Source organism: Streptomyces sp. P9-2B-2 (assembly GCF_030406865.1).
Classification (GTDB): Bacteria; Actinomycetota; Actinomycetes; order Streptomycetales; family Streptomycetaceae; genus Streptomyces; species Streptomyces platensis.
In genome coordinates, this window is sequence record NZ_CP129126.1 from 7,591,504 (window position 1) to 7,611,942 (window position 20,439).

Below are 20,439 nucleotides of genomic sequence, written 5' to 3' on the forward strand. Positions count from 1 at the left end.
ACCGGGCGGGTGCATGCTCAGCACGGTACCGAGCAGCACTGACAATGAGCTCGGAAATCCATGGCCTGAACTCCGCGGTCTGAGCCCTGAACCCTGAAAGCCCGGCCTCTGAAAGGCCGAGTCCTGAACCTTGAGCCGAGCCGCCCGCTCTTGGGCTCGATCACCGGTTCGGTAGCGTTGTGGTCATCATGGACACTCCCGGAATGATCTCCTGCGGCGACGAACTGCGGCACTGGCCGGCCGACGAAGCCCAGGCGCGTGCGGTCCAGGACCGGTTGCGGTCCCATGTACGCCTCGATGAAGCGGGTCCGGTACCGGGGTTCGAGGGCACTGTGGTGGGGGTGGATGTCGCCTACGACGATGAACGAGACGTGGTCGCGGCGGCTGCCGTCGCCCTGGATGCCCGCACCCGCGCCGTCGTCGACCGGGCCACCGCCGTCGGGCAGATTTCCTTCCCGTACGTCCCCGGCCTGCTCGCCTTCCGTGAGATCCCCACCGTGCTCGAAGCTCTCGGCCGCCTCGCCCGCACTCCTGACCTGGTGGTCTGCGACGGCTACGGGCTGGCGCACCCGCGCCGCTTCGGGCTCGCCAGCCATCTGGGCGTACTGACCGGACTGCCCACCATCGGCGTCGCCAAGAATCCCTTCACCTTCCGGTACGCCCCTCCTGGCCCGGAGCGCGGCGCCATCTCGCCGCTCCTGGACGGGACCGAGGAGGTGGGACGAGCGCTGCGTACCCAAACGGGCGTCAAGCCGGTCTTTGTCTCCGTGGGGCACCGCACCGGCCTCGACCGGGCCTGTGCGCACACCCTCCACCTGGCGGCCGCATACCGCCTTCCGGAGACGACCCGGGCCGCCGACGCACTGTGCCGGAAGGCGCTCGCCGAGGCGTAACAGCGGGCCCGGGGTATGGCCCGGGCTACTCCTGGACGACGCCGAATTTGATGCCCGCTTCCTGGAGGCGCGCCGTCAACGCGTCCCCCATGGCGACCGCCGTCGTCACTTGACCCGCGGTCTCCGGCAGGTCGTCGAAGGCCAGGCTGAGCGCCGACTGGGCGAGCATCTTCGCGGTCTCCTCGTAGCCGGGGTCGCCGCCCGAGACCTCGGTGATCAGGCGGGTATCGCCGGCGGCGGCGACGAAGCGCACCTTGAACCAGCTACGCGCCCGCCGCTCGGGGCTCGGGCCGTCGCCCGGCTCCAGACGCCCCGACAGCCAGCGCCGCGCGGGCGGCACCTGGGCGAGCGCACACAGCGCCCCCGCCCCCAAGGCGCCGCCGACGGCGACCGGCAGCCGCCGCACCCCTGCGTAGTGGCGATAGCGGAAGTCCGGCCCGTAGCGGTCCAGCGCCGCGGCCGAGCGGGCGACGATCTGCGGATCGAGGGTCGGCAACGGCACGCCCCAGGTACGCGTTTCGCTGCTTCGTACCGGCGGGCCGAATGGTGCGCGGACCGTACGGCCGGCCGGCTGCGCTTCGGCCCGCTGACGTTCGCGGGCGGCCCGCGCCATGGCGACCGGCCGTGAGGCGGCGGTCAGCGCCGAGTTCAGCGTGCCGCCGGAGAACGTCGCGTTGGTCCGTACGAAGCCATCGATGCGTACGGGCACACCTTCGGGGAGGAACCCCACGGTGTAGTGGACCCCCAGGTCGTACGGGACGGAGTCGAACCCGCTGGCGTGCACGAGGCGTGCGCCGGACGCGCGGGCCGCCGCATCGTGCCGCACGTACATCCGGTCGATGAACTCCGACTCACCGCACAGATCGACATAGTCGGTGCCCGCCGCGGCGCAGGCCGCCACCAGCGGCTCGCCGTGGATCAGATACGGACCGACGGTCGTCACCAGCACCCGGGTGCCGGCGGCGAGGTCGCGCAGTGAGCCGGGGTCGCTGCTGTCGGCCCGCAGCAGCGGCAGGTCGGCGCAGGCCGGGTCGGACTTCGCCAACCGGTCGCGCAGCTGCTCCAGTTTGGCGGTGCTGCGCCCGGCCAGTGCCCAGCGGCAGCCCTTGGGGACGTGGGCGGCCAGGTAGGCGGCAGTGAGGGCGCCGGTGAAACCGGTCGCGCCATAGAGGACGAGGTCATAGGCCCGTCCGGAGGTGTCCTGCCGTGGCATCGCGCATCCTCTCGACCGCCCACCGGCCCTGGAGCCCGGACCCCGGCAGTCGGCGTCGCCCCGTCAAGGTCCGCTCCTGGCGGCCCTCTTGACCGCCCTGTGGGTGGTACGGAGTCTGGCATGACGCCTTGACAGGGTGCGGAAGCAGGGCCAGATTCACGGATGACACCGATGACATAGGACGTCCAATGTCCGATTCCGTCGATTGTTGGAGGAGGCCCGGTTGCTGTGGCGACGCTCCCCACGGACACCCCTGACCGGGGGCGGCGATGGTGGCAGGAGGTCACCCCGCCCCAGTGGAAGGCGATGTTCGCCGCCTGGATCGGCTACCTCCTCGACGGTTTCGACTTCGTCCTGATCACGCTGGTGCTGACCGAAATCGCGGCGGACTTCCAGCTGAGCACCGCCACCGCCGCCTCGCTGATCTCCGGCGCCTTCATCACCCGGTGGCTGGGCGGCGCCGTCCTGGGCGCGATGGGCGACCGCTACGGCCGCAAGGCCGCCATGATCAGCAGCATCCTGCTCTACTCGCTCGGCACCTTCGCCTGCGGATTCGCCTGGGACTACACCAGCCTGTTCGCCGCCCGGCTGGTGATCGGCCTCGGTATGGCGGGGGAGTACAGCGCAAGCGTGACGTATGTGCTGGAGAGCTGGCCCACCCGATGGCGCAACCGGGCTTCCGGATTCCTGATCTCCGGTTACGCGGGCGGTACCGTCCTCGCCGCCGAGCTCTACAAATGGGTGGTGCCCCACTGGGGCTGGCGCTGGATGTTCTGGATCGGCGTCCTGCCCGTCCTGGTAGCCCTCTGGGTGCGCAGGGCACTTCCGGAAGCGGGGGACTGGCAGAAGGAGATCGGTGCGGCCGCCACCCGTTCGGCAGAGGGGCGCCCGAACCCCTTCCGGCCGTTGTTCACGGGACGGCTCCGCTCCGGGGGCAACGCGGTCCTGGCGGTGGCCGCCTCGGTGGCGCTGTTCTGCGTCTTCACACCTCTTGGCACGGGATATGTCCCATGGCTGTCCGCCGTCGCGGCGCTGTGTCTGACCGCCTTCGCCGTCCAGCTCGGCGGGCGCCGCGGATGGCTGTTGTACGTGTCCCTGATGGCGACGGTGTTCTGTGCGTTCCTCTACAGCTGGCCGATCCAGGCCCTGTTGCCCACCTATCTCAAGACCGGGCTCGGATACGCTCCCGGGCAGGTCACGGACGTGATGTTCTACGCGGGCTTCGGCACGATGGCGGGCTGCTGGTTGGCGGGTTTCGTGGGCGACCGGCTCGGTACCCGGCGGGCCTACGCGTACACACTGCTCGCCTCGCTCGTCTTCGTCTTCCCGGTCTTCGCGGTGCGGGACAGCCTGCCGGCGCTCGGCGTGCTGGTCTTCGTGCTGCTCGCGCTCAGCCAGGGCATCTCCGGCATCCTGCCGAAGTACCTCGCCGGCCACTTCCCGACCGCCACCCGGGCCGCCTCGGTGGGCTTCGTCTACAACGTCGGAGCGCTGGGCGGGGCGGCGGCACCCGTCCTCGGCGCCCATCTGGCGGAAGGCATGTCCCTGGGGCGGGCCCTCGCCGTGCTCACCTTCGGGCTGACGCTCGTCGTCATTCTCCTGGTGGGCGGCAACGTCCCCCAGCGGCTGGGGCGACTGGTGGACCGTCAGGCACCCGACGATCATCTGGTGCCGGCGGCCGGGGGAGCGGGGAACCTGCCCGCGACCTCCCACTCCGCCTCGGCCTCCGCTTCCACTTCCGGGGAGGTCTCGCCCGACTCGGCATAGCGGTGCCCGGGTGGCTGAAGCGGTCGGGGCCGGGGCCGGGGCCGTGCCGCTGGGCAGCGAGTTGCCCGGCGGACGCAACGTCAGATGTCCCCCGGGCGGCCCGCCGTCGGGCGCTCCGCGGGCCGTTGTCAGTGGTCGCCGTTAGCGTGGAATGCGTGGGTCGGCCCGCGCGGGACGTGCGTGCGGCTCAGCGGCATCGCAGGCGGTGCCTTGGGGGGAACGGACATGGAGGAGCGCATGGCGAAGGCGGCCGGGCCGGCGGTGCGGGAGCGGGTGCGTGCGTTCGCGCTCGGGCTTCCCGGGGCGGTGGAGGAGTTTCCCTGGGGCGAGAGCGTCATCAAGGTCAACAAGAAGGTCTTCATCTTTCTCGGCGTCGGCGACGGCAGCCATCCGCTCGGGGTCACGCTGAAGCTCACGGACCCGGAGGCCCATGCCCATGCACTGACCTCGCCCGGCGCCAAGCCCGCGGGCTATGGCCTGGGCAGGTCCGGTTGGGTGCAGGTCCCCCTGGGGGAGCCGGACGCTCCGCCCGCCGAGTTGCTCTGCGACTGGGCGGAGGAGTCGTATCGCGTCATAGCCCCCAAGAAGCTCATCGCCGAGCTCGACGGGGCGTAGCGGCGCAGCGGCGGCAGGCGCGCAACGGCCCGTGACGGCGATGGCGATGGAGCCTCGTCGGCGCGGGCCTTTTCCGTGGTCGCCACTTGGCAAGGGGGTCTTGTGGAAAGTGGAACACGTTCTTAACATCACGAGTGTTACATCAGAAGTGTCACAGTGCGGAAAGGCATGGGGCGCGATGGCAGAGCCAGGCAACGGCCCACTGAGCGGGGTGCGGGTGGTCGAACTCGCGGGCATCGGTCCCGGCCCCTTCGCGGCCATGCTCCTGGCCGACCTCGGCGCCGATGTCGTCCGGGTGGACCGGCCCGGAGGCGCGGGCCTGGGCATCGATCCGGCCTATGACGTCACCAACCGCAACAAGCGCTCCGTACTGGTGGATCTGAAGTGCCCCGACGGGGTGGCGCAGGTGCTCGAGCTGGTCGAGCGCGCCGATGTGCTGGTGGAGGGGTACCGGCCCGGTGTGGCCGAGCGGCTGGGCGTGGGTCCCGAGGAGTGCCTCGCACGCAACCCCCGGCTGGTCTACGGGCGGATGACCGGCTGGGGGCAGCAGGGCCCGCTCGCCGATACCGCCGGACACGACATCGGCTATATCGCCATCACGGGCGCGCTCGGCATGATCGGCCCGCCCGACGGCCCGCCCGCCATCCCCGCCAACCTCCTCGGTGACTACGCCGGCGGGTCCCTCTACCTCGTCATCGGCGTCCTCGCCGCCCTCCAGCACGCCCGTGCCGACGGCGGAAAGGGCCAGGTCGTGGATGCCGCCATCGTCGACGGCACGGCGCATCTGACGGCGATGATCCACGGCATGCTGGCGGCGGGTGGCTGGCAGGACCGGCGCGGGGCCAACCTGCTCGACGGCGGGACGCCGTTCTACGGGACCTACGAGACCGCCGACGGCGGCCATATGGCGGTCGGCGCGCTGGAGAAGCGGTTCTACGGCGAATTCATCCGCCTGCTGGGCATCGAGGAGGAGGCCCCCGGCCGCGACGACCTCGCCGCATGGGGTGAGCTGCGCAGCGCCATCGCCGCCCGCTTCAGGACCCGTACCCGCGAGGAGTGGACGGCCGTCTTTGAGGAGTCCGACGCCTGTGTGGCGCCCGTGCTCTCCCTGCGTGAGGCCCCGCGGCATCCGCATCTCGCCGCCCGCGGCACCTTCGTCGAGCACGGCGGGATGACGCAGCCCGCGCCCGCGCCGCGCTTCTCGCGCACCCCCGGCGGGGTCCGCAGACCACCCGCGCAACCCGGTGCGGACACCGAGGAGATCGCCCGCGACTGGCAGGTTCCCGGTCTCCTCGCCCCGTCGTCGGCCACCCCCGCCCCGTCCGCCGGCCCGAGCCGTACCGCCCAGAAGGACACCGCCGGCTGATGGCACCCGCCCGCACACTCCGGTACGGGGCCGGCCCGCGCCCGGTCGCCGACGAGGCCGCCGCCAGGGAGGCGGCCGGCCTCGACGCCGTCCCGGCCCGTAGTGACGGGCCCGGACGCGTTCCGCGAGCGGAAGTCGCCCCGCGCGGCCCGGGGCGGGGCCGAGGCCGAGTGCGGGGCCGAAGGTGCGGCCGCGACCGGATCAGGGGATTCCGGGCCGTGGGTGGGACAAGGCTCCATGCCCGCCCCGTAGGGCCGCAGCCCGCAGAGTTCACCGAGACCGTCAAGAACTGGCTCATGGGAGGGCCCGCAGAGATGACCGCGCAGATGAAGCGCCAGATCTTCACCGAGGACCACGAGGCCTTCCGCGAGATGGTGCGGACCTTCCTCGCCAAGGAAGTGACGCCCTATTACGAGCAGTGGGAGAAGGACGGCATCGTCAGCCGGGACGCCTGGCGGGCCGCCGGCAAACAGGGGCTGCTGGGGCTGGCGGTGCCGGAAGAGTACGGCGGGGGCGGGCAGCAGGACTTCCGCTACAGCGCGGTGCTGGCAGAGGAGTTCACCCGGGCCGGGGCCGCCGGGCTCGCCGTGGGTCTGCACAACGACATCATCGGCCCGTATCTGACGAACCTCGGCACCGAGGAGCAGAAGCGCCGCTGGCTGCCCGGCTTCTGCAGCGGCGAGATCATCACCGCCATCGCCATGACCGAGCCCGGCGCGGGCTCCGACCTCCAGGGCATCCGGACCCACGCCGAGGACGCGGGCGACCACTGGGTCCTCAACGGTTCCAAGACCTTCATCTCCAACGGCATCCTCGCCGACCTGGTCATCGTCGTGGCCAGGACGACGCCGGAGGGCGGGGCACACGGTCTGAGCCTGCTGGTCGTCGAGCGCGGGACGGCGGGCTTCGAGCGGGGGCGCAACCTCGACAAGATCGGCCAGAAGTCCCAGGACACCGCCGAGCTGTTCTTCCACGACGTACGTGTCCCCAAGGAGAATCTGCTCGGCGAGCTGAACGGTGCCTTCGTCCATCTGATGACCCACCTCGCCCAGGAGCGGATGGGCATCGCGGTCGCCGGGATCGCCGGTGCGGAACACCTGCTGGAGATCACCAGCAGCTACGTCAAGGAGCGCGAGGCGTTCGGACGGCCGCTGGCCAAGCTCCAGCACATCCGCTTCGAGATAGCCGAGATGGCCACCGAATGCGCCGTCACCCGTGCCTTCCTCGACCGCTGCATCGCCGACCACTCCGCCGGTGCACTGGACGCGGTGCACGCCTCGATGGCCAAGTGGTGGGCCACCGAGCTGCACAAGCGGGTCGCCGACCGCTGTCTGCAACTCCATGGCGGCTACGGCTATATGGCGGAATACCGCGTGGCCAGGGCCTTTACCGATGGCCGTATCCAGACGATCTACGGAGGGACCACCGAGATCATGAAGGAGATCATCGGACGCTCCCTGCTCGACTGACCCCGGACCGCCCTCGGTCCCCACCCGCTGCTCCCGCCTCCACCCTCATGCGAAAGGCTTGTTGACTTGAGTTCCGAAGCGTACGTATACGACGCGATCCGCACCCCGCGCGGCCGCGGCAAGGCCAATGGCGCACTGCACGGCACCAAGCCGATCGACCTGGTCGTCGGCCTGATCCACGAGGTGCGCCGCCGATTCCCCGGCCTCGACCCGGCGGCCGTCGACGACATCGTGCTCGGCGTCGTCGGACCGGTCGGCGACCAGGGTTCCGACATCGCCCGGATCGCGGCGATCGCCGCCGGGCTGCCCGACACCGTCGCCGGCGTACAGGAGAACCGCTTCTGTGCCTCGGGCCTGGAGGCCGTCAACATGGCCGCCGCCAAGGTGCGTTCGGGCTGGGAGGACCTGGTCCTGGCGGGCGGCGTCGAATCCATGTCGCGGGTTCCGATGGCCTCGGACGGCGGCGCCTGGTTCGCCGATCCGATGACCAACTTCGACACCGGCTTCGTCCCGCAGGGCATCGGCGCCGACCTGATCGCCACCATCGAGGGCTACACCCGGCGCGATGTCGACGAATTCGCCGCGCTCTCCCAGGAGCGCGCCGCCGAGGCATGGAAGGACGGCCGCTTCGACCGCTCCGTCGTGCCGGTACGCGACCGCAACGGCCTCGTCGTCCTGGACCACGACGAGCACATGCGCCCCGGCACCACCGCCGACTCCCTGGGCGGCCTGAAGCCGTCCTTCGCCACCATCGGCGACGCGGGCGGCTTTGACGCGGTCGCCCTCCAGAAGTACCACTGGGTCGAGAAGATCGACCACGTCCACCACGCCGGTAACTCCTCCGGCATCGTGGACGGCGCGGCGCTCGTCGCCATCGGCTCCAAGGAGGTCGGTGACCGCTATGGGCTGACCCCGCGGGCCCGCATCCTCTCCGCCGCGGTCTCCGGCTCCGAGCCCACGATCATGCTCACCGGCCCCGCGCCCGCCAGCCGCAAGGCCCTGGCCAAGGCCGGGCTGACCATCGACGACATCGACCTCGTCGAGATCAACGAAGCCTTCGCTGCCGTCGTGCTGCGCTTCGTCAAGGACATGGGCCTGAGCCTGGACAAGGTCAATGTCAACGGCGGCGCCATCGCGCTGGGCCACCCCCTCGGCGCCACCGGCGCGATGATCCTCGGCACCCTGATCGACGAGCTGGAGCGGCAGGACAAGCGCTACGGCCTGGCCACCCTCTGCGTCGGCGGCGGTATGGGCATCGCCACCGTCATCGAGCGCCTCTGACCGCCCGTCCCACCCCCCTTACGGAGAAGCCACAGTGAGCGAGTCCCCTGCGTCGTCGACCATCCGCTGGGAACAGGACGAGACCGGCATCGTCACCCTGGTGCTGGACGACCCCGACCAGTCCGCCAACACCATGAACAACGCCTTCAAGGCCTCCCTGACCGCGGTCGCCGACCGCCTGGAGGCCGAGAAGGACAGCGTCCGCGGCATCATCTTCACTTCCGCCAAGAAGACCTTCTTCGCCGGCGGCGACCTGCGCGACCTGATCGCCGTCACTCCCGACAAGGCCGAGCAGGCCTTCGCGGCGGGTAACGGCATCAAGCGCGATCTGCGCCGTATCGAGACCCTCGGCAAGCCCGTCGTCGCCGCGATCAACGGCGCGGCGCTGGGCGGCGGTTACGAGATCGCGCTGGCCTGCCACCACCGCATCGCCCTCGACACCCCCGGCACCAAGATCGGCCTGCCCGAGGTCACCCTCGGCCTGCTGCCGGCCGGCGGCGGGGTGACCCGTACGGTGCGGCTGCTCGGCATCGCCGACGCGCTGCTGAAGGTGCTGCTCCAGGGCACCCAGTACAACGCCACCCGCGCCCAGGAGGCCGGGCTGATCCACGAGGTCGCGGCCACCCCCGAAGAGATGCTCAGTAAGGCCCGCGCCTTCATCGAGGAGCATCCGGAGTCCCAGCAGCCCTGGGACGTCAAGGGCTACCGCATCCCCGGCGGCACCCCGGCCCAGCCGAAGTTCGCGGCCAACCTCCCGGCGTTCCCCGCCAACCTCAAGAAGCAGCTCAGCGGCGCGCCCTACCCGGCCCCCCGCAACATCCTCGCCGCGGCCGTCGAGGGCTCCCAGGTCGACTTCGAGACCGCGCAGACCATCGAGGCGCGCTACTTCGTCGAGCTGGTGACCGGCCAGATCTCCAAGAACATGATCCAGGCGTTCTTCTTCGACCTCCAGGCCGTCAACTCGGGCGCCAACCGTCCCAAGGACATCGCGCCCCGCAAGGTCGAGAAGGTCGCGGTGCTCGGCGCCGGCATGATGGGCGCGGGCATCGCCTACTCCTGCGCCAGGGCCGGGATGCAGGTCGTCCTCAAGGACGTCTCCCTGGAGGCGGCGCAGAAGGGCAAGGCGTATGCGGAAGGGCTGCTCGCCAAGGCGCTCTCCCGGGGCCGTACGACCGAGGCGAAGCGCGACGAGCTGCTGGCCCGCATCACGCCCACCGCCGAGCCGGCGGATCTGGCGGGCTGCGACGCCGTCATCGAGGCGGTCTTCGAGGACGTGGGCCTCAAGCACAAGGTCTTCAAGGAGATCCAGCACCTCGTCGCGCCCGACGCGCTGCTGTGCTCCAACACCTCCACGCTGCCCATCACGTCGCTGGCCGAGGGCGTCGAGCGGGACCAGGACTTCATCGGTCTGCACTTCTTCTCGCCGGTCGACAAGATGCCGCTGGTGGAGATCATCAAGGGCGAGCGGACCGGCGACGAGGCGCTGGCCCGCGCCTTCGACCTGGTCCGACAGATCAAGAAGACCCCGATCGTCGTCAATGACTCGCGCGGCTTCTTCACCTCCCGCGTCATCGGCCACTTCATCAACGAAGGCGTGGCGATGATCGGCGAGGGCCTCGACCCGGTCTCCGTCGAGCAGGCCGCCGCCCAGGCCGGCTACCCGGCCAAGGTGCTGTCCCTGATGGACGAGCTGACCCTGACCCTGCCGCGCAAGATCCGCGAAGAGACCAAGAGGGCGGTCGTGGAGTCCGGCGGCAGCTGGCAGCCGCACCCGGCCGACGCGGTCATCGACCGGATGGTCGACGAGTTCGGCCGCCCCGGCCGCAGCGGTGGCGGGGGCTTCTACGAGTACGGCGAGGACGGCAAGCGCACCGGTCTGTGGCCGGGGCTGCGCGAGCACTTCACCAAGAAGGACGCCACGGTTCCGTTCATCGACATGCAGGAGCGGATGCTCTTCTCCGAGGCGCTGGACACCGTCCGCTGCTTCGAGGAGGGCGTGCTCACCTCCGTCGCGGACGCCAACATCGGCTCCATCCTCGGCATCGGCTTCCCGGGCTGGACCGGCGGTGTGATCCAGTACATCAACGGCTACCAGGGCGGCCCGGGGCGGGAGGAGCTGGTCGGTCTGCCCGGCTTCGTGGCCCGCGCCCGTGAGCTTCAGGAAGCCTACGGAGACCGGTTCGCGCCGTCCGCGCTGCTGGTGGAGAAGGCCGAGAAGGGCGAGAAGTTCAGCGACTGACCGGTCACGGGGGCGGGCCACGGCGGCCCGTCCCCGTCATTCCTCGGGGGTGTGGCCGCCCTGGTCCCGGTCGCCCTCCATGCCGAACGACTCCCGCAGCTCCTGCTTCATCGACCGCTGGAAGGCGGTCACCAGTGCCTGCACCACCATCGGCTGCATATGGGCCGAGAGCGATTTCATCCGCGCCATCTCGTCCTCGTCCGGCCCGCCGCCCCGGTTCGGCTCCCACACCTCGTCCTTGAAGAGCCGGCTGAGCTCCCGGGCCGCCGAGCGGGTGTGCTCGATGACCACACTGCGCGCCGTGAGGATGGTCTCCAGGGAGATCGGGACGTCCAGCAGCCGGGTGCCCAGGTGCAGCAGCCCCGGGTCGACGCGGAAGACCAGCGGATCATCGGTGCGGACGAGCACACTCATGGCTGCCAGCCGGTCCAGATCCTCCTCGGTCAGCGCCCGGCCGACCCGCCGCTCCAGCTGTTCCCGGGTGGCGTCCTCGGCCTTGTCCGGAATCCAACTCGCCACCAGCGCCCGGTGGATGGCCAGATCCTGGGCGCTCAGGTCGGGCGGCAGCTGCTCCAGATAGCGTTCGATCGCGGACAGCGTCAGGCCCTGGTGCTGGAGCTCTTCGATGAGGGCGAGCCGCGAGAGGTGGTCCGGACCGTAGCGGCCGACCCGGCGGGGGCCGATCTCCGGCGGGGGCAGCAGACCGCGCGTGCTGTAGAAGCGGATCGTACGGACCGTGACGCCGGCGCGGGCGGCCAGTTCGTCGACCGTCAGGTCGGTGGCGGGCTCCATCATGTTCAACAGTATTGCTGTCTCACCACTCTTGTGAAACCTGCCGCGCGGACCGGGCCGGAGCGCGCCGGGCCGCGCGGACAGCCCGCTGGCGAATCGGGACGGAGCGAGTTGTCACGAAAGCAAAATGCACGTCTCAATTGAGCCGAACAGGTCAAGAAATCCTCCTTACCGGCCAGGCTGCGGAGTCCGGAATCGGGTGAACTGACGCCCCTCTTGAAATTGATGCGCCGGGAAATTCACTTCAAATACGGACAAATCTTGGATGGCCAATACACGCTGTGATCTTGCCCACAGACGGAGAAGGGCTCTTCAGGGAAGGTGTGCCGTCGGCCGTCCACGCGATCTGCGGGACTTCTAGGCCATGGCTTCAGCGCCTGCCCGAAAGCGAGATACACCAGCAGTGAGCACAGAAACCGTCACCGAGACAGCCCACGGGTCACCTGACGGGGGGAGCGGCGCGCAGCAGGATGCGGGCGACGCGGGCTACAGCAAGGGCCTCAAGGGCCGGCATGTGAACATGATCGCCATCGGTGGGGCGATCGGTACCGGCCTCTTCCTGGGCGCCGGTGGTCGACTGCATTCCGCCGGCCCGGCGCTGGCCATCGCCTACGCGGTCTGCGGCCTCTTCGCCTTCTTCGTCGTACGGGCCCTGGGCGAGCTGGTGCTGCACCGCCCCTCGTCCGGCTCCTTCGTCTCGTACGCCCGTGAGTTCCTCGGGGAGAAGGGCGCCTACGTCGCCGGCTGGATGTACGTCGTCAACTGGTCGACGACCGGTATCGCCGACATCACCGCGATCGCGCTCTATACCCACTACTGGAGCCTGTTCACCGACATCCCGCAGTGGGTGATGGCAATGATCGCGCTGGCGGTCGTGCTGACGGTGAACCTGATCTCGGTGAAGATCTTCGGTGAGCTGGAGTTCTGGTTCGCGATCATCAAGGTCGCGGCGCTGGTCATCTTCATGTTCATCGGCATCTTCCTGCTGGCCACCCAGCACCCGGTCGGCGGGCACACGCCAGGGCTGGACCTGCTCACCGACCACGGTGGGCTCTTCCCGACCGGTCTGCTGCCCGTGGTGATCGTGCTCCAGGGCGTGGTCTTCGCCTACTCCGCGGTGGAGCTGGTCGGTGTGACCGCCGGCGAGACCGACCAGCCGGAGAAGGTCGTGCCGAAGGCCGTCAACTCCATCATGTGGCGGGTGGGCGTCTTCTACGTCGGCTCGGTGATCCTGCTCGCGATGCTGCTGCCGTGGAACAAGTACGTCGGCGGCGAGAGCCCCTTCGTGACGGTGCTGTCCAACGTCGGTGTGCCGGCGGCGGGCGATGTGATGAACCTCGTGGTGCTGACCGCGGCGATGTCCAGCCTGAACTCCGGGCTCTACTCGACCGGCCGCATCCTGCGCTCCATGTCGATGGCGGGCTCGGCGCCCAAGTTCGCCGGCCTGATGAACCGCAACCAGGTGCCGTACGGCGGCATCATGCTCACCTCCGCGGTGTGTGTGCTGGGTGTCGGCCTCAACTACGTCATGCCGGGCGAGGCGTTCGAGATCGTGCTGAACATCGCGGCGCTGGGCATCATCAGCACCTGGTGCACGATCATGGTCTGCCACATGGTGTTCGTGCGCCGGTCCAAGGAGGGCGTGGTCGAGCGGCCGCGCTTCCGGCTCCCCGGCACGCCGGTCACCGATATCGCCACCATCGTCTTCCTGCTCGGCGTCATCGTCCTGATGTGGTTCGACGACGGCGTCGGCCGGCAGACCGTGATGCTGATCCCGGTCCTCGCCATCGCACTGGTCGGCGGCTGGTTCGCGGTACGCGGCCGGGTCAGCCGGATCGCCGCGGAGCGCGAACTCTCGAAGTAGTCACGCACCAGCGGACGCCTGCGTCAGCAAGGGCGGTCGCGGAGGCCGGAAGGCTTCCGCGACCGCCCTTTCGCTCTCTCACTTCCGGCGGATGCGACGGCCCGGCGGCCCCGGCCAGACGGCCGCGGCCGATTGTCAGTGGGCGCCCCTACTGTGGACGCATGACGGAGAAAACGGGGATCTCCTACATCAAGGGGGACGCCACGGCGCCGCAGGGCAAGGGCGTCAAGGTGATCGCGCACATCTGTAATGACCTGGGTGGCTGGGGCAAGGGCTTCGTGCTCGCGGTCTCCCGGCGCTGGCCGGAGCCGGAGGCCGCCTACCGGCGGTGGCACCGCGAGCGGGCGCGGAACGACTTCGGGCTGGGTGGCGCCCAGTTCGTCCAGGTCGGCGACCGGCTGTGGGTGGCCAATGTCGTCGGACAGCGGGGAATGCGGACGGGCAGCAAGGGCGCCCCGGTCCGCCACGAGGCCATCGACGCCGGGCTCGAACGGGTCGCGGTCAAGGCGCGAGAGCTCGAAGCGTCCGTTCATATGCCGCGTATCGGCTGTGGGCTGGCGGGCGGGAACCGAGGGCAGGTCCCACGCCGCCGTCGCCAAGGGCCTGCACATCAGCGAGAGCGCTGTCGCCAAGCACACCGCGAGCATTTTCACCAAGCTCCGGATCGGCCCGTCGGCGGACGACAATCGCAGGGTGCTGGCCGTCCTGGCCTACCTCAAGCGCTGAACCGCTCCGGCGCGGAGCCCGGCGGGCCCTCGTCAGCGGCGAGCCCTCGCCGGGGCACCTGCACGGGACAGCGCGCCGAGCCGCAGAAGGACTCGACGCGCCGCCGGACCACGCACGGCCGCCGCCCGGCCCCGTGCCGCCGCAAGGTCAACTAGCCGACGGTACCCACGACCGGGTAATGATCCGAGAGATTGGTGTACGTGTAGTCCTTGCCCCAGCTGGAGACGGTCCAGGGCGCCGACTCCTCCTTGACCACGGTGTTCCGCCATCCGGTGGGACGGGCGTGGCCGTTGCGGAACAGGACGTAGTCCAGGTCCTCGCGGGGGTCGTCCGGGTAGCGGTACTTCGCGATGGAGTTGTCCTGGGTGTCGAAGGAGTAGGGGTGGCCCGTGCGGCTGTCGGCGGGCGCCAGGTCGGCGTTGCCGAGCAGCGCGTCGTACTCGGCGCTGTGGGAGTCGATGTTCAGATCGCCCGCGACCAGTACCTCTTCGTCCGCCGGGATGTTCTTGGCGTCCAGGAAGGCGTCCATCTCCTTGAGCTGCTCGGCGCGGTCGGCGGCCGCCTCGCCCGCCTTGCAGCCCGAGTCGGTGGACTGGGCGTGGGTGCCGACCACATGCACCCTGGTGCCGTTGACGTCCAACACCGCATAGACGAAGCCCTTGTTGGAGAGGCTGTCTGCACCGCAGGCGTCCTTGTAGACGTACTGCTCCTTGCGCAGGATCGGCCACTTACTCAGCAGCGTCACCCCGCCGTCTTCCGGGGTCACGGCGGAGTAGGCACCGCCGGTGGCGTCCCAGCCGCTGCGGCTCCGGCCCACCACCGGGGTCTGGTGCGGGTACTGCGCCGCGGCCCGGGACTTCAGCGTCTCGGACGAGGAGTTGTCGAACGCCTCCTGGAGCACCACGACGTCCTGGCCCTGGAAGAAGTCCGCGGCCGCGATCGCCTGGGCGCGGTGGTCCTGCCCCCAGTTGGGATAGAGGTTCTTGCTCATGAGGAAGACGTTGTAGCTGAGCACCTTCAGACGGGGCGGGGCGGCGGCCGACGCGGAGGGGGCCGCGGCCGCCACCGTGACCGCGGCGAGGGCCGTGGCGAGGGCGGCGATCCGGGGCATGCGCAGCGCGGAGTGCGTCACTGAATCTCCCTGTGGGGGTGGGGACTTGAACCAGCGACGCTTATCCAAGCAGCTGAGGTTACTTCCAGGTAGCCATCTGGCGGGCACGAGATGGACAGACCGAAGCTCTTGCCGACGAGTCCGATCCTCCGGGTCAGGGGCAGGGCTGCGGGCTCATGGGCACCGTCCCACCGACAGTCGTGTGTACGGCGGCCAGCGCGGTGACGGCGCTCTGCGTCCAGGACAGCAGAGCGCGTTCGCGGCTCGACGGTTCGTCGCAGGCCGGGTGGCCGAACGCGCCGCACGAGCTCTGCTGGGCGAGGAGGAAGGAGACGGCGTCGCGGGTGATGCGGTGCCGCGCCTGTCCCGTGCGAGCCGAGTCCCGGATGAAGCCGGCGATACGCCCCAGGTGATAGTCCTTCCAGGCGCCGGGCAAGTCGGTGACGGTCGTCTCCGGTGCCGGGTGCGGCGCGTCGGCCCCGCCGGTCAGTGCGTCCGCGCGCTGCGGGGAGAGCAGTCCCAGACCGACCAGACGCCGGACGTTGTGCACCGCCTGTGGCGGCACCCGGTCCAGGACTTCGACGGCGGCGACGGTGGACTTGAGGAACAGGTCGAGCGAGGCACAGGAGATCCCGTGCGCCCGAAGACCGGACGCGAACGCACCGACGACCTCCATCCCGTGCCGCTGCCACACCTCCGCGTCCGAGTCCGCGAGACGCGCGGAGAAATCGAGGAGCAGGGGGCGGGCGAGCCCGGGTTCGTCCAGTGCCTCGGCGGCATGCGCGACGGCCGCGGCGGCGGGCAGGCAGCCGGCCGGGTCGTGGCGCCGGACCGTGTCCGCCAGCCACACCACGGCCCGCCGGAGCGGCTGCTCCACGGTCGAACCGGGCGTCGGTACGGACGGCCGGGGCCGCCGCGCCACCCGGGGGCTGCGGTCCAGGAGCGCGGCCAGGGCCGCGACGATGGTGGTGTGGTAGCCGGTGGCCCAGTGGCGGTAGGCCTCATCGTCGTCGGCGAGTCCGGGGTGGACCACCCCCGGCGGCCCGTTGACCCGTCCGTCGGCCTCTTGTACCGCCGTGAGGAACTCCCAGGCCCGGCGGGCTTCCTCGGAGTCCCGGACCCCGAGGCAGAGGAGGCAGCACAGAAGCTCACCCACCAGGTCGGCGTTCTCCTGGCCGAGGGTGAGGACGAGGAGCGCTTCGAGCAGTTCCACCGCCGCGGCCGGATCGAAGTCCCGCGGCCAGCGGGGCTCGCGGAGGCCGAAGTCCGTGGCGTAGAAGATCGTGTGGGTGATCGCGTAGATATCGCGATCGGTGAGCTTGAGGACGTTCGGGCCGTTGCAGAGCAGGGTGAACGGCAGGACCTCGTCCATGGCGGGCAGCGTGTGCGGGACGCCGCACAGCTCCAGGGTGTGCAGCAGATCGAGCTGCCGGTAGGGGATCCGCTCGAAGACCGCCGCATATCCGCCGGCCGCGGCCTGAGTGATCAGCCGCCGGAACTCCGGGTCCTCGCGACCGCAGAGCCGGAGGGCCGCATAGGTTCCCGCGTAGAGCAGGAGCGCGGCTTCGTCCCGGGCGATCAGTTCCCGGTAGGACGGGCGGGCCGCGATCTGCTCGACCTGGTCGAGGAGGGCCGCGTAGTCGCCGTCGAGTGGTTCGGGGTCGAGGCGGGCCCGCAGTCCCACCAGGAACGCCGTCTCGATGAGCGCCTTACGGGCGAACAGCACCCGGTCGGTGGGGGCTTCGGCCGGATCGATCAGAGTGCGGCGCGCAGCGAGCCAGGCGACCGCCCGGGTCTCCACCGCGCGCCTTTGTGACGAACCGTCACCGGGCTGCGTCGTGTTCACTGAATGCCTCCCGGCGATCGGCGTGGTCAATGGCTCAGCTGCCCGCAGCCGAGTCGTCTTCCGCGACCTGGTTGGCGACTACGAGGACGTACCGCTCCCAGGCGAGTACATAGCCGGCCACATCGTCGAGTTGGCTGACCTGGTCGACGACTCGCTGCAGCGGAACGGTGAGGTCGACGAGTCCGCTCGTCCGCAGGAAGTCGAGTGCCTTACGGGCATCAACCGGCGGGGGGCAGGGTGGAGGACAGGACATGAGTTGCTCCTTTCGGGTGGTTCGGATGAACATGGCGAGTGTCGCGTTCCGTAACCCTCTTGTCACTATCCGCGGCTAGTGGGAAAAGTGGTGATTTGATCGCCCCAGTTCAGGGGTTTATCTCGCGGCGAAACCACTCTTGGAGGTGAATCTCCGTTGTGGGGTCAGGTGATTTCGGTGGGGTGGCGTCATACGGCCGGGTGGTGAGTGACGCTGCACACTGCGCCGCTCGCCCGGGGCGTGGGGCCATTGGCTCCCGTCAGTGCCCAACTCGCGTGCCCGCACAGGTGCCTTCGGTATTCTCCGGTCCGAGTGGGGTCATGCCGCAGCGCCGTTGACGAGTCGCACGCCCCATGGGTGGGCGCGGTGGTGCGCAGGGGGCGGCGTGCCGGGGTGGGTGTGCCGGGCGGTGTCGTCGCGGTGGAGTGCTGCGGGCCGGTTCCGGCGGTGCGCGGGTGTGTGGCGGCGGGAAAGGGCCCCCGCGTCCGCCGATCGCGGAGCGTCACCGTATGATGATTAATACCATGATTACGGTAAAAAATGGCCCGAATCCCCCGCCGGTCGGAGGTGTGCTCTGGTCGCTGGCCGGGGACATCCGCATGCTGCTGACGCTGCCGGCCGCGCTGGCCATGCAGGTCGCCCACCCGGCGGTGGGCGCCGGGGTGGACGACCACTCCGTGTTCCGTACGGACCCCTGGGGACGCGGCGAGCGGTCCCTGACCTCGCTCCAGCTGTGGGTGTACGGAGGGGAGAAGGCGGCCGCGGAGGGGCGCCGGCTGCGCGCGCTGCACAAGACCATCCAGGGGACCGACGCACACGGCCGCGCCTACCACGCGCTCACCCCCGCCTACTACGCCTGGGTGCACGCCACCGGCTACCCCGTCTTCCGGCACGCGCAGCAGTATCTGGGCCGCCCCTTCACCGAGGCGCAGGAACGGGCGCTGTACGCGGAGTGGCTCCAGGTCGGCCGGATCCTGGGGATCCATGACCGCGATATGCCGCAGACGATCGAGGAGTTCTGGCCGTATTACCAGAAGGTCCTCGACAACGAACTCGAAGAGACCGCCGTGGTCAAGGAGTTGCTGGCGACCGATCCGCAACTGCCGGTTCCCGACCGCGGCCCGCGCTGGCTGCGGCTGCTGCTGCGGCTGACCTGGCCCTGGCTGTGCCCGCGGTTCGCCCGCACCCGGCGCTTTCTCACGATCGGGCTGATGCCGCCGGACGCCCGGCAGGCCATCGGGCTGGAGTGGACGGACGCCCAGGAGCGCACTCTGCGCCGGCTCGGCCGGGTCGTGCGCGCCGTGGTGCCGGTGCTTCCGGAGCGCCTGCGGTTCATGCCGATCGCGCGCCGGGCCAGGCAGGCGGCGCGCCGGTAACGACGCGGTGCGCGTACGGAGCCGGGGGAGGCCCGGCTCCGTACGTGTTCAGCGCTCGTCCACTGGCTCAGCGCCCATGCACCGGCTCAGTGCCCGTGCACGTCGTGCGTGGCCGCGATCTGCTTCCACGAATTGGGCTCGGCGACTCGTCCCTGCGAAGCGCCGAGGGCCTGCTTGGCCGCGCCCACCGAGGGCCGGGTCGGCTGGAAGAGCCAGGTGTCGAAGAAGCCGGCCAGCTGCTTGCCGGTCTTCTTCTCGGCGAACTTCACGAAGTCGGCGACCGAGGCGTTGCCGTACCGGTTCTCCGTCGGCCAGGACTTGAGGAGGCCGAAGAAGGCCTTGTCGCCGACCTTGTTGCGGAGCGCCTGGAGGGTCAGCGCGCCACGGTCGTAGACCGCGCCGTCGAACTGGTTCTCCGCGCCCGGGTTGCCCGGCTTGACCGTCCAGAACGGGTCGTCGGCCGGGTGCTGGGCGTAGACGTAGTCCGCCAGCTCCTGGGCGGTGCCCTCGCCCTCCTTCTCCGACCACAGCCACTGGCTGTAGGCGGCGAAGCCCTCGTTGATCCAGATGTCCTTCCAGTCCTTCAGCGAGACGCTGTCGCCGTACCACTGGTGCGCCAGCTCGTGCACCACGACGGAGACGTTCGTGCCGCGGTCGAAGGCCTTCTTCCCGTAGAACGGGCGGGTCTGGGTCTCCAGCGCGTATCCGGCCGGCACGTTCGGCACATAGCCGCCCACCGCGTTGAACGGGTAGGCGCCGAAGACGCTCTCCAGCCACTCGGTGATCTCGGTGGTGCGCTCGATGCTCGCCTTCGCCGAGCCCTCGTTCGCGCCGAGGTCCTTGCTGACCGCGTTGACCACCGGCAGGCCGTTCGCGGTCTTGTCGGTGGTGATGTCGAACTTGCCGACGGCCAGCGTCGTCAGATACGTCGCCTGCGGCTTGTCCGAGCGCCAGTTGTAGCGCGTCCAGCCCAGCTTGGAGGACTGCGAGGCCAGTACGCCGTTGCTCAGCGCCTGGGTGCCGTCCGGGACCGCCACCGAGATGTCGTACGTCGCCTTGTCGGTGGGGTGGTCATTGCTCGGGAACCACCACACGGCAGCGTCCGGCTCCTGTGCGATCACCCCGCCGTCGGGGGTACGGGCCCAGGCGCTGTAGCCGTCCATCTTGAGCTCGGAGGGCTTGCCCGCGTAGCGCACCACGACGCTGATCTGCTTGCCCTTCTCCAGCGGTGTGGCCGGAGTGACCTCCAGTTCGTGCTTGCCGGAGGTGGCGAAGGCGGCCTTCTTGCCGTTGATCCGGATCTCACTGACCTTGAGGCCGAAGTCCAGGTTGAAGCGGGAGAGATCCTGAGTGGTGGTGGCCAGCAGGGTGGCCGTGCCCTCCAGCAGATCCGTCTTCGGCTGGTACTTGAGCCGCAGGTCGTAGTGGGAAACGTCGTATCCGCCGTTTCCGCTCTCGGGGTAGTAGGTGTCGCCCACACCCGGAGCGCCCGGTGTGAAGTCGGCAGCCGAGGCCGGGATGGCCAGCAGCAGGCTGAGTGCGACCGCGCCGGGGACGAGGAGTCTGTGACGCACGAGTCCTCCAACTCGTAGGGGGGATGGCTCTGTTCAGACCCTATGTACTGCGCC

Annotated in this window: 15 protein-coding genes and 2 pseudogenes; 11 read left to right on the top strand and 6 right to left on the bottom strand. The window is 69.9% G+C overall.

Annotation, left to right across the window (positions count from 1 at the left end):
• Positions 1 to 188 precede the first annotated feature (188 nt).
• Positions 189 to 893 carry an endonuclease V gene (locus QT196_RS33390; protein WP_168482422.1) on the top strand — a complete coding sequence of 235 codons (705 nt, stop codon included), beginning with the start codon at positions 189 to 191 and terminating at the stop codon, positions 891 to 893.
• Positions 894 to 918: 25 nt separating this feature from the next.
• On the opposite strand, the gene QT196_RS33395 is transcribed toward QT196_RS33390, so the two are convergent.
• Positions 919 to 2,106, bottom strand: a complete 1,188-nt coding sequence (locus QT196_RS33395) for a saccharopine dehydrogenase NADP-binding domain-containing protein (RefSeq protein ID WP_266732310.1) — start codon at positions 2,104 to 2,106, stop codon at positions 919 to 921.
• A 306-nt stretch (positions 2,107 to 2,412) separates the two neighbouring features.
• Here QT196_RS33395 and QT196_RS33400 point away from each other — a divergent pair, with 306 nt between their 5' ends.
• From QT196_RS33400 to QT196_RS33425, 6 genes are all read left to right on the top strand, one after another.
• Positions 2,413 to 3,873 (top strand): sialate:H+ symport family MFS transporter, encoded by a 1,461-nt coding sequence (locus tag QT196_RS33400; RefSeq protein WP_266733001.1) that lies wholly within the window; start codon positions 2,413 to 2,415, stop codon positions 3,871 to 3,873.
• Positions 3,874 to 4,098: 225 nt separating this feature from the next.
• The gene (locus QT196_RS33405; RefSeq protein WP_290356264.1) at positions 4,099 to 4,488 is read left to right on the top strand and encodes an MmcQ/YjbR family DNA-binding protein; all 390 of its coding nucleotides are present in this window, start codon (positions 4,099 to 4,101) and stop codon (positions 4,486 to 4,488) included.
• Positions 4,489 to 4,666: 178 nt separating this feature from the next.
• On the top strand, positions 4,667 to 5,854 hold the full coding sequence (locus tag QT196_RS33410; RefSeq protein ID WP_168482424.1) for a CaiB/BaiF CoA-transferase family protein: 1,188 nt from the start codon (positions 4,667 to 4,669) through the stop codon (positions 5,852 to 5,854).
• Between the two features lie 326 nt (positions 5,855 to 6,180).
• On the top strand, positions 6,181 to 7,323 hold the full coding sequence (locus QT196_RS33415; protein ID WP_168484154.1) for an acyl-CoA dehydrogenase family protein: 1,143 nt from the start codon (positions 6,181 to 6,183) through the stop codon (positions 7,321 to 7,323).
• A gap of 66 nt (positions 7,324 to 7,389) precedes the next feature.
• Positions 7,390 to 8,604, top strand: a complete 1,215-nt coding sequence (locus QT196_RS33420) for an acetyl-CoA C-acetyltransferase (RefSeq protein ID WP_168482425.1) — start codon at positions 7,390 to 7,392, stop codon at positions 8,602 to 8,604.
• 34 nt (positions 8,605 to 8,638) lie between these two features.
• Entirely contained in the window at positions 8,639 to 10,843 is a 2,205-nt protein-coding gene (locus tag QT196_RS33425) for a 3-hydroxyacyl-CoA dehydrogenase NAD-binding domain-containing protein (RefSeq protein ID WP_266732315.1), read from the top strand.
• Between the two features lie 36 nt (positions 10,844 to 10,879).
• Here the strand turns inward: QT196_RS33425 and QT196_RS33430 are convergent, their stop codons facing one another.
• Positions 10,880 to 11,638: a MerR family transcriptional regulator gene (locus tag QT196_RS33430; protein ID WP_168482427.1), complete on the bottom strand. Its 759-nt coding sequence runs from the start codon at positions 11,636 to 11,638 to the stop codon at positions 10,880 to 10,882.
• A gap of 400 nt (positions 11,639 to 12,038) precedes the next feature.
• Here QT196_RS33430 and QT196_RS33435 point away from each other — a divergent pair, with 400 nt between their 5' ends.
• The 3 genes and pseudogenes from QT196_RS33435 to QT196_RS33445 all read left to right on the top strand — a co-directional run.
• The gene (locus QT196_RS33435) at positions 12,039 to 13,499 is read left to right on the top strand and encodes an amino acid permease (RefSeq protein WP_168482428.1); all 1,461 of its coding nucleotides are present in this window, start codon (positions 12,039 to 12,041) and stop codon (positions 13,497 to 13,499) included.
• A gap of 161 nt (positions 13,500 to 13,660) precedes the next feature.
• A pseudogene (locus QT196_RS33440) lies at positions 13,661 to 14,065 on the top strand (Appr-1-p processing protein); the annotation flags it as partial.
• Between the two features lie 4 nt (positions 14,066 to 14,069).
• A pseudogene (locus tag QT196_RS33445) lies at positions 14,070 to 14,225 on the top strand (DNA-binding response regulator); the annotation flags it as partial.
• 151 nt (positions 14,226 to 14,376) lie between these two features.
• Here the strand turns inward: QT196_RS33445 and sph are convergent.
• The 3 genes from sph to QT196_RS33460 form a co-directional block, all read right to left on the bottom strand.
• Complete coding sequence (gene sph, locus QT196_RS33450; RefSeq protein ID WP_266733004.1) at positions 14,377 to 15,336, bottom strand: sphingomyelin phosphodiesterase; 960 nt, start codon at positions 15,334 to 15,336, stop codon at positions 14,377 to 14,379.
• A gap of 154 nt (positions 15,337 to 15,490) precedes the next feature.
• Entirely contained in the window at positions 15,491 to 17,182 is a 1,692-nt protein-coding gene (locus QT196_RS33455; protein ID WP_290356265.1) for a hypothetical protein, read from the bottom strand.
• A gap of 34 nt (positions 17,183 to 17,216) precedes the next feature.
• Entirely contained in the window at positions 17,217 to 17,435 is a 219-nt protein-coding gene (locus QT196_RS33460; RefSeq protein ID WP_085922571.1) for a hypothetical protein, read from the bottom strand.
• 524 nt (positions 17,436 to 17,959) lie between these two features.
• On the opposite strand from QT196_RS33460, the gene QT196_RS33465 reads away from it, so the two are divergent.
• On the top strand, positions 17,960 to 18,811 hold the full coding sequence (locus QT196_RS33465; RefSeq protein ID WP_211117483.1) for an oxygenase MpaB family protein: 852 nt from the start codon (positions 17,960 to 17,962) through the stop codon (positions 18,809 to 18,811).
• Between the two features lie 86 nt (positions 18,812 to 18,897).
• Here the strand turns inward: QT196_RS33465 and QT196_RS33470 are convergent, their stop codons facing one another.
• Positions 18,898 to 20,385, bottom strand: a complete 1,488-nt coding sequence (locus tag QT196_RS33470; RefSeq protein WP_168482429.1) for a M1 family metallopeptidase — start codon at positions 20,383 to 20,385, stop codon at positions 18,898 to 18,900.
• Positions 20,386 to 20,439: the final 54 nt, after the last annotated feature.

What these genes read in the sequence shown, in the direction of transcription:
- QT196_RS33400 (WP_266733001.1), top strand. Translation starts at nt 2,413, where the DNA reads ATGTTCGCCGCCTGGATCGGCTACCTCCTCGACGGTTTCGACTTCGTC.
- QT196_RS33465 (WP_211117483.1), top strand. Translation starts at nt 17,960, where the DNA reads ATGATTACGGTAAAAAATGGCCCGAATCCCCCGCCGGTCGGAGGTGTG.
- QT196_RS33395 (WP_266732310.1), bottom strand. Translation starts at nt 2,106, where the DNA reads ATGCCACGGCAGGACACCTCCGGACGGGCCTATGACCTCGTCCTCTAT.
- QT196_RS33410 (WP_168482424.1), top strand. Translation starts at nt 4,667, where the DNA reads ATGGCAGAGCCAGGCAACGGCCCACTGAGCGGGGTGCGGGTGGTCGAA.
- QT196_RS33460 (WP_085922571.1), bottom strand. Translation starts at nt 17,435, where the DNA reads ATGTCCTGTCCTCCACCCTGCCCCCCGCCGGTTGATGCCCGTAAGGCA.
- sph (WP_266733004.1), bottom strand. Translation starts at nt 15,336, where the DNA reads ATGCCCCGGATCGCCGCCCTCGCCACGGCCCTCGCCGCGGTCACGGTG.
- QT196_RS33405 (WP_290356264.1), top strand. Translation starts at nt 4,099, where the DNA reads ATGGAGGAGCGCATGGCGAAGGCGGCCGGGCCGGCGGTGCGGGAGCGG.
- QT196_RS33390 (WP_168482422.1), top strand. Translation starts at nt 189, where the DNA reads ATGGACACTCCCGGAATGATCTCCTGCGGCGACGAACTGCGGCACTGG.
- QT196_RS33415 (WP_168484154.1), top strand. Translation starts at nt 6,181, where the DNA reads ATGAAGCGCCAGATCTTCACCGAGGACCACGAGGCCTTCCGCGAGATG.
- QT196_RS33430 (WP_168482427.1), bottom strand. Translation starts at nt 11,638, where the DNA reads ATGATGGAGCCCGCCACCGACCTGACGGTCGACGAACTGGCCGCCCGC.